The organism is Hymenobacter sp. (assembly GCF_036387835.1).
Taxonomy (GTDB): domain Bacteria; phylum Bacteroidota; class Bacteroidia; order Cytophagales; family Hymenobacteraceae; genus Hymenobacter.
Window position 1 is genome coordinate 1 of the sequence record NZ_DASVSY010000020.1, and the last position, 8441, is coordinate 8441.

8 protein-coding genes and 1 tRNA gene are annotated in these 8441 nt (G+C 55.3%); 4 read left to right on the forward strand and 5 right to left on the reverse strand.

Annotation, left to right across the window (positions count from 1 at the left end):
- From VF639_RS04170 to VF639_RS04180, 3 genes are all read right to left on the reverse strand, one after another.
- Nucleotides 1-178: patatin-like phospholipase family protein (locus VF639_RS04170; protein WP_331144632.1), on the reverse strand; the 178-nt coding region annotated here is incomplete at its 3' end.
- Between the two features lie 60 nt (nucleotides 179-238).
- Nucleotides 239-1087 (reverse strand): MBL fold metallo-hydrolase, encoded by an 849-nt coding sequence (locus VF639_RS04175; protein WP_331144626.1) that lies wholly within the window; start codon nucleotides 1085-1087, stop codon nucleotides 239-241.
- Between the two features lie 126 nt (nucleotides 1088-1213).
- Nucleotides 1214-2164, reverse strand: coding sequence for an acetyl-CoA carboxylase carboxyltransferase subunit alpha (locus VF639_RS04180; protein ID WP_331144627.1), 951 nt, complete (start codon nucleotides 2162-2164; stop codon nucleotides 1214-1216).
- A 251-nt stretch (nucleotides 2165-2415) separates the two neighbouring features.
- Here VF639_RS04180 and VF639_RS04185 point away from each other — a divergent pair.
- The 4 genes from VF639_RS04185 to VF639_RS04200 all read left to right on the forward strand — a co-directional run bounded on the left by VF639_RS04185 (nucleotide 2416) and on the right by VF639_RS04200 (nucleotide 7415).
- Nucleotides 2416-2489: transfer RNA gene (locus VF639_RS04185), tRNA-Asp, on the forward strand.
- 439 nt (nucleotides 2490-2928) lie between these two features.
- Entirely contained in the window at nucleotides 2929-3714 is a 786-nt protein-coding gene (locus tag VF639_RS04190) for a polysaccharide biosynthesis/export family protein (protein WP_331144628.1), read from the forward strand.
- Nucleotides 3715-3759: 45 nt separating this feature from the next.
- Complete coding sequence (locus VF639_RS04195; protein WP_331144629.1) at nucleotides 3760-6156, forward strand: GumC family protein; 2397 nt, start codon at nucleotides 3760-3762, stop codon at nucleotides 6154-6156.
- Nucleotides 6157-6248: 92 nt separating this feature from the next.
- Nucleotides 6249-7415, forward strand: a complete 1167-nt coding sequence (locus tag VF639_RS04200; RefSeq protein ID WP_331144630.1) for a right-handed parallel beta-helix repeat-containing protein — start codon at nucleotides 6249-6251, stop codon at nucleotides 7413-7415.
- Between the two features lie 24 nt (nucleotides 7416-7439).
- Here the strand turns inward: VF639_RS04200 and VF639_RS04205 are convergent, their stop codons facing one another.
- Together VF639_RS04205 and VF639_RS04210 are read right to left on the reverse strand one after the other, a co-directional pair.
- Nucleotides 7440-8198 (reverse strand): WecB/TagA/CpsF family glycosyltransferase, encoded by a 759-nt coding sequence (locus tag VF639_RS04205; RefSeq protein WP_331144631.1) that lies wholly within the window; start codon nucleotides 8196-8198, stop codon nucleotides 7440-7442.
- A 105-nt stretch (nucleotides 8199-8303) separates the two neighbouring features.
- The gene (locus VF639_RS04210) at nucleotides 8304-8423 is read right to left on the reverse strand and encodes a sugar transferase (RefSeq protein ID WP_331144625.1); all 120 of its coding nucleotides are present in this window, start codon (nucleotides 8421-8423) and stop codon (nucleotides 8304-8306) included.
- Between the last annotated feature and the right edge of the window lie 18 nt (nucleotides 8424-8441).

Here is an 8441-nt window from a genome sequence, read left to right on the forward strand (position 1 = left end):
CGTAAAAAGCCCCCGCAATAGCCCCCGACGACACCCCCGCCAGTCGGACTAGCGGCATTTCCAGCTCATCCAAAGCCGCCAGCACCCCCAGATGCGCAATTCCCCGCGCGCCCCCTCCCGACAAAGCTAGTCCCAGAGAATTGCTGGTTACAGATTGCTCGTTTCTGGTTGGGTCCATAGACACGGTAGCGGGCTCAGAGTGAAATAAGACTGTTTTTTACACTAGGAACCCGGAAGCCTACAGGTCCGCTAAACGGAACGTTTCGGCTAGCCGAACTCCCTTTTCGGTGTGTTGTACGGTGCAGCACTCCACGCTTGGGTCGTGCTCAAGCACCAACACCCAGTTTTCATCGGCGGCGCGGCGGAGCACTTGTTCTTTCTCCGTCATGGTCACTAGGGGGCGCATGTCGTAGGCCATCACGTAGGGCAAGGGCACGTGCCCGGTGCTTGGCAGCAAATCAGCCATAAATACCAGCGTACGGCCTTTGTAGGGCAGCAGGGGCAGCATCATTTTCTCGGTGTGCCCGTCGGCGAAGATGATTTCCTGGAAACTAGGCAACCCATCGGGCACACCAGCCACCGGATCTACGAATTGCAAATGGCCGCTTTCCTGAATCGGCAGGATGTTTTCTTTCAGGAAGCTGGCTTTTTCGCGCGGGTTAGGCGTTACGGCCCAGTCCCAGTGGGCTTGGTTGCTCCAGTACGTGGCGTTCGGAAAAGCAAGCTGCAGCTTATCGTCGGGGGTTCGCACCACCGAGCCGCCGCAGTGGTCGAAGTGCAAGTGCGTCAGGAATACGTCGGTGATGTCAGTGGCCGTGAAACCCCGCTTGCGCAACGATTGCTCCAGCGTGTCGTCGCCGTGCAGGTAGAAATGCCCCCGAAACTTCTGGTCCTGCTTGTCACCGATACCATTATCGACCAATACCAGGCGGTTGCCGTCTTCCACCAACAGGCAACGCATGGCCCAGGTGCACATGTTGTTGTCGTCGGCGGGGTTGAGCTTCTGCCACATGCTCTTGGGCACCACCCCAAACATGGCGCCGCCATCCAACTTAAACAGACCGGTATCGAGGGTATGAATGTTCATTTAACATTTATCAATTAACAGTTAGGCTCTATTTCACTGGTACTTGTCAGCTGTAAAGCATCTTTATCATCTAGCAATCCAACGCCTAGGCTAGCAATTCATGCCAGTATTGTTGAATGATAAATGTTAATTGTCAATCACTACGCCCATGGCCGAAAACTTGTCGATGCGCTGGCTGATACGTTCCTCGTGGGGCAGGGCTTCGAGTTCGTCGAGGGTTTTGAGGATGGTTTTCTTGAGGGCCTGAATCATGCGGGGCGCATCGGTGTGGGCGCCGCCGAGCGGTTCTTTTACAATGCCATCGACCAGCTTGGCAGCCAGCATATCAGTGGCCGTGAGTTTGAGGGCTTCAGCCGCTTGCTCCTTGTAATCCCAGGAGCGCCACAAGATGCTCGAGCACGACTCCGGCGAAATAACCGAGTACCACGTATTTTCCAGCATTAGCACCCGGTCGCCGATGGCAATACCGAGGGCCCCACCCGAAGCGCCTTCGCCAATAATGATGCAGATAACCGGCACCTTCAGCAGGAACATCTCTTTGAGGTTGCGGGCAATGGCCTCGCCCTGGCCCCGCTCCTCGGCTTCGAGGCCCGGAAATGCGCCGGGCGTATCAATCAGCGTTACAATGGGCTTGCCGAATTTTTCGGCCAGCTTCATGAGACGCAACGCTTTGCGGTAGCCCTCCGGATTGGGCATGCCGAAGTTGCGAAACTGCCGCTGCTTGGTGTTGCGGCCTTTTTGCTGCCCAATAAACATAACCGATCGGCCATTTAACTCGGCAAACCCGCCTATCATGGCTTTATCATCGGCCACGGTCCGGTCGCCGTGCAGCTCCACAAACTTTTCGCTCATGCCCTCAATGTAGTCCAACGTGTAGGGCCGTTCGGGGTGGCGCGAAAGCTGCACGCGTTGCCAGCGGGTCAGGTTGGCGTAGGTTTCCTTTTTGAGCGTTTTGATTTTGGCTTCAAGCGCCGCAACGGCGTCCGAAACGTCTACCTGGCTGTCGAGGGCCAGTTGTTGCATTTCGCGGAGCTTGCCTTCGAGGGCAGCAATGGGTTGTTCGAAATCAAGGAGCATTGGCCGGGAAGGAATGCGTCGGGTTGGTGGTGAGAAGAGGAAGGTGGCAAAGGTAAGTGAACCGTCTCACTCGTCACACGCTTGCTAGTGGCAGTAACCGAAGAAAGTTTTCTAACTGAGAAACAGCTATAAAAGAAGGTTAAGGCTTTTAAAACCCGATTTTATTGAAGCTAGGTTGGGAAATGTCGTAGGGCGCGCTACCTTTGCAGCACCTTACTGAAAAGCAGCTGACTTTTCAAGTAACATGAACTGGTTCGGTAGTTCAGTCGGTTAGAATGCCGCCCTGTCACGGCGGAGGTCGCGGGTTCGAGTCCCGTCCGGACCGCAGCAATGCAAAGAAGCCCTGTTGAGTAGCTTACTCAGCAGGGCTTCTTTTTTGCTTAGCACTTACAACCCTCTTTACCTTCCCCCGCCGCCTTCAACCAAGCGTTACAGCAGGCCACTATATTTGCTTGTTGAAATATTGGCAGCCTGCTTGAAGAGTTGCGAACAGAATTTGATTTTTTTGTTGCTATTTTAATAAAATCTAGAACTATCATTTTCATAAACCGGATGGAATGGTTCTCAGAAGATGTTCGTCTATCTGAATTATGATAAAATTTATAGTTTTTAGCTATAGCTGATATTTGCTTATAAGCACAATGAAGATTTATTTTGTTTAAATCCTATTTCAGGCTCATCCGTTTCAAACTTCTTTCCGTTCATTAGCTGAATTTTAGCTCTCAAGCTCCTCTGCTGACCTTGCACCCCTGCTCTCTTATCCTATGTCTTTATCTTCATTGTCTCGCTTGATTACAGTTATCATCTTAACACTGACAGGGTTGGGCAGCTGTGTTTCACAAAAAAAACTCCCCTACCTGCAGAACCCCGCTTTCACAACGCAACAAGCGACAACTATTGATAACACTCCATCGCCTTACCGTCTGCAAAACAGTGACATTATCAGTATCCGGGTGCAAAGCGCGCAAGCTGAATTGAATACCAGCCTCAACATTACCGGGTCGCAAACGCTGTATTCCAGTGAGCCAGGAGTTCTGTACTTATCGGGCTATTCGGTTGATGAGCGGGGTCAGGTGACGCTGCCGACCGCCGGCAAGGTGAAAGTGCAGGGCCTCACGCTCGACGAAGCGCAGAATGCCATCCAAAAAGCCGTAGCTCTCTACGTGCGCGACGCGACAGTGCTTGTAAAACTGCTCAGCTTTAAAGTAACGATTCTGGGGGAGGTGCGTACGCCCGGCCGTTACTTCATCTATAGCTCCCAAGCTACTCTGTTAGAAGCTCTGGGCATGGCCGGCGACCTTACTGAATTCGGTAACCGTGAAAATGTTAAGCTGGTGCGTCAAACCCCTAAAGGCTCAGAGGTTGTGTTGCTAAATCTAACCGACCCCAACCTACTAAAGTCCCCTTATTATTATCTTATGCCGAATGATGCTTTGTACGTGGAGCCGCTCAAAGCGCGGTCGTCGCGGGCCAACATCAACAACCTGGGCATCGTGTTTTCGGGTATCTCGGCAGTAGCTCTAATCCTAAGCTTCTTTGTTAACAACTAGTTTGCTGTAGTTCTTGTCCTTTCATTCACCTGGCTTACTATCCACATGGAACCACGTCCGGCTCCTTCCGAGGAAATAGATTTACACGAGTTATTTTTCAAGCTCCGCAGCCGCTGGCCGCTGTTTTTGGCCTCGCTGCTGCTTACCTGTTTGGCCGCCTGGTCTTACTTGAAAACCAAAGAGCCTGTTTACGATTTCAAGTCAACGCTGCTGGTAAGCAACCAGCGCACCGGCTCCAAGCAAACGCAGGAGTTACTGCAACTGCTCGACAGCCAGGAGAAGGTGGTGAAACTAGAAGATGAAATCGGCATTCTAACCTCCACCGACGAGATACGACGTACGCTGGCCCAACTGCCCTTCTACGTATCGTACCACGTGGCCGCCAATACCTGGCTCAACAAGCTCGGCAACCTGCAAGTGCGGGAGCGGGCCCTGGGCTCGGTGCCGTTTCGGGTGCTGCCCGCCCCGAATACCCCGCAACTGACGGGCGTTCCGATTTATGTGGAGCCCCAAGGCAATGGCAGCTACCGCGTGCACGCCGATGCCAGCAAGGGCAACCTGCGGCGGCTAAACACCAGCGAGTTTGTGCGGGAAATAACAGATGTTCACTTTGATCAAACTGTGAAAGCCGGCGACACGCTCCGCACGCCACTGCTTACGGTCCTGCTCGCCCCGGAGCGCAACTACCCGGCCGACCCCGAGGAAAGCTATTATTTCGAGCTGCACGACTTGAACAGCCTTACAGCCGATTATCAAAGCAAGCTGAAAGTACGCGCCACCGAACGGGAATCGAGGATTTTGGAGCTGGCAACCAAAGGATCGGTGCCCGAAAAGGAAACCCTGTTCCTGAACACGCTGATGAACCAGTACGTGCAGCAGGACCTCGTCCAGAAAAACCAGGTTGGTAACCGGACGGTCGCTTTCCTCGACGAGGAAATCAACAAGATGGGCCGTTCGCGGCAGGAGTCGGCGCAGCGGCTTAGCACGTACCGCTCGCAAACGGGCGTAGTGGATGTGGGCGCGCAGTCGGACGCCAGTATTCAGCAGCAGAGCACGTTGGAAACGCGCCGCAACAAGCTCAATACCGATCAGAAAAACTACGAAAACATGCTGCGCTACCTACGCGAGAATGGGTCGGTATCGCAGTTAGTGGCCCTGAGCGGCGCCGGCGTGGAAGATCCGGCCGTTACCAATCTGATTACGCAGCTTACCGAACTGAACAACAGGCGGGCCGCCCTGGCCGTCAGCGCTACCGACAACAACCCCATGCTTATCGAGTTGGATCAGCAGATTCGCAGCACCAAAGAATCGTTGGTTTCCACCTTATCGGGCTCGGCCCGCGCGGCCGGCATTGCCTTGCGCGACGTAGAGCAGCAATTAGCGCGGGTACAGGGCCAAATGAGTGAGATGCCGGAAAACGAGCGGCAAATTGGCTCCCTACAAACCACTACCGACTTCAACGAAAAGAAATACAACTTCCTGGTAGAGAAGCGGAACGAAGCAGCTATTGCGTTGGCCACTAACACCACCGACAAAAAAGTGGTAGACCAGGCCGCCCAGATTGGAGCGGGTCCTTCGGCCCCTAAAAAGCCGTTGGTAATGCTCATAGCCTTACTCGCCGCCCTGGCCATACCTGCCGGCGCGGTGTTGCTACTCGACAAAACCAACCGGCGGATTCAGAGCCAGGAAGATTTGGCGAAAATCACCAATATTCCGTTGCTCGGCGTGATACCCCACGGTACCGATGTCGACAAGAACGTGATGGCACGCAACGTGCGCAACCCCATTACCGAGTCGTTCCGCTCGATTCGGGTGAATCTGCAGTATCTGTCGGCGGGCTTGGATAAGCGCATCATTGGCGTTACCTCGTCGGTGCCGGGCGAGGGCAAAAGCTTCTGCGCGGTGAATCTGGCTACGGAGCTAGCGCAGAGCGGCCGCCGCGTGCTGCTACTGGAGTGCGACATGCGCCGCCCTACTATCACCAGCTACTTCAACTTGCCTCCTATTCTCGGAGAAGGCCTTAGCTCCTACTTGGCGGGCCAAAGCACACTCGACCAGGCCCGGGTAGCATCGGGGGTCCCGAATCTGGATTTGCTGGTTTGCGGTCCGATTCCGGACAACCCCACGCAGCTGCTGGAAAGTGCCCGTATGGAAGAGCTACTCGTGAACATGCGCCAGGAGTACGACTACCTGCTGATTGATATTCCGCCCATGGGCTACGTATCGGAGTTTATCGTGCTGCTGCGCTACCTCGATGCCAGCATCTACGTGGTACGGCAGAACTACACCGACCGCGCTTTAGTGAACCAGATAAACGAAATGCACCGCGACCGAAAAGTCCAGCAGTTATACATGGTTATCAACGATGTGCATTTCAACAAAACGTACGAGTACCGCCACAAAACCAAGGCCTATAGCTACGGCTATGGCGGTGGCAATTAACAGCACCCCCCAAAGGCCCGCAGCTGTCTGCGGGCCTTCGTATTTTAGGGGTAGCCCCTTGCTTCTTCTTGCCACTTATTCCGGCTGAGTTTATGCGCTGTTTGTTGGTTGGTTGGATGCTGAGCAGTTTTTGCCTGTTTCAGCAAGCCTCTACGCAGGCGGGCGCCGACGTGAGCTTTGTTATTCGGAAGGGCGGCACGTACACGGGCGTGTACGAAAGCCGGGATTCCAGCGTGCCTTGCATCCGCGTGGAAACCACCGAGCCCGTTATCCTAAAAGATTGTAAGCTGACCGGAGCCGGTGACTTGATAAGGGCCAGCGGCGGCGCTGACTTAACCATTCGGAACTGCCGTGGCTACGGCCTGCCCCCTACCGCCGCCGACAAGCCGCACGGGCGCTTTCTGGAGGTCTATAAAGCGCGGCGCCTTATCATCGAGCACAACTACTTCGAGCAAACCAGCGGCATTGTGGTGGACCGCTGGAGCGACGCCCCGCGCCAGCCTACGTTAGTGGTGCGCTACAACCAAGGCCTGAACTGTGATGGGCGCTGGCGCAACAACCAAGGGAGCACCCGCAGCAGCTTCTTGCTTCTCAATACGGTGCAGCACCTACCCGGCATCGACATTAGCTACAATCAATTCATCAACCAGCCCAACCGAAGCGCCGTCGAAGACAACATCAACTTCTACGATTCGTCGGGCACGCCGGAGAGCCCCGCGCAGGTGCACGACAACTACGTGCAGGGCGCCTACCCTTCTCCGGCCACTGCCAAGGAATTTCACGGTACCGGCCTAACCACCGATGGCAATGCCAGCGGCACGGCGGCCACTACGGCGGCGTATATCGAGGCCCATCACAACCAGTTTGTAAGTACCTGCAACGCGGCCATGAACATTGCCGCCGGCCACGACATCTATTTCCACGACAACCGCATGGTGACCAGTGGCCTGCTGCCCGATGGCGCCCGCCTCAACGCCACTTACGCCGCTACCGCCGTTTTCAATTACTACAAACTGCCGGCCAATGCTTTCGGCCGGAACCGCGTCGAGCAGAATACCATTGGCTATGTGAAATGGGGTACCAATAAGCCGTTCCCCAACCGCCACGACCTAAGCACCGGCTTTTGCGCGCCTTGTCTCGGCACCGAGCACTTACCCAATCCTATCAGCCTAGAAACTGAGCGCCACGAATGGGAGCTTTGGCAACAAAAGCTGCGCAAGCAACACCTTTATGTTGGGGTAATTTCCAGAAAACAGTAGTTGGGGTAGCTGATCTTTAGCACCTTATCCCCTACCACCCAAACGCGCCAGCGTGCTGCGGGTCATGAGGTAAAGGAAATGCGAGTTCGTGACCAGGTAGCGGCGCCACAGCCGGCGCGGCTCCAGCCATAGCCGATAGGTCCACTCCAGGCCCATGCGGCGGGCCCACGGCGGCAGGCGCTGCTCCAGGCCGGCGTACACCAGAAAAGCCTGTCCTACACCTAGCATACACGCCTTGATCTGGCTCCGGTGATTGGCCATCCAGCGCTCCTGCCGGGGACAACCCAGGGCCACGAACAGCAGATCGGGGTCGGCGGCGTTGATGGCGGCCACATCGGCGGCGTCTTCCTCGGGCGTTAGGGGGCGAAATGGCGGCGAATGGGTTCCCACAATGCGTAGCGTAGGCAACTCGCGGCGGGCACGGGCAACAATAGCCTGGAGTACCTCTGGCGTAGTGCCGTAGAAATACACCGATTGGTTGCGGCGGGCGGCCTCTAACAGCAAGACGGGCACCAGGTCCATGCCGGCTACCCGCTCCTGCGGCTGCTTGTGAAACCAACCCACGGCCGCCGCTACGGGCGTGCCATCGGGCGTAACGAGGCTAGCCTCTTCCAACACCTGTTGAAACGAAGGATCCCGGTGCGCCTCAACCAGCATGTGCACGTTGGCAAAGCACACGTAGGCGGAAGTACGGGCCGCTCCCTGATCGAGAATAGTGGTTACGAAATCGGTTGGCGAGCCGGTTGATATGCCAGTACCCAGCACAAGGCGTTTAGGTAGCATGGAGCTAGAATTTAGAGGCACACAAGAAAAAGCCCGACTATACCAGCCGCGCTCTTTCCAGAAATTACAGGAAATTTCAAGATAAGTGAAAGGCCCAACACTAATTTAATAAGCGTTCTTTTCGCCGCGGACCATATTCCAGACGGTGAGGAAGATGATCTTCATATCAAGTTCAAACGACCAGTCCTGGATGTAGCGCAGGTCGTACTCGACGCGCTTCTCCATGGCGCCCGCGGCCCGGGT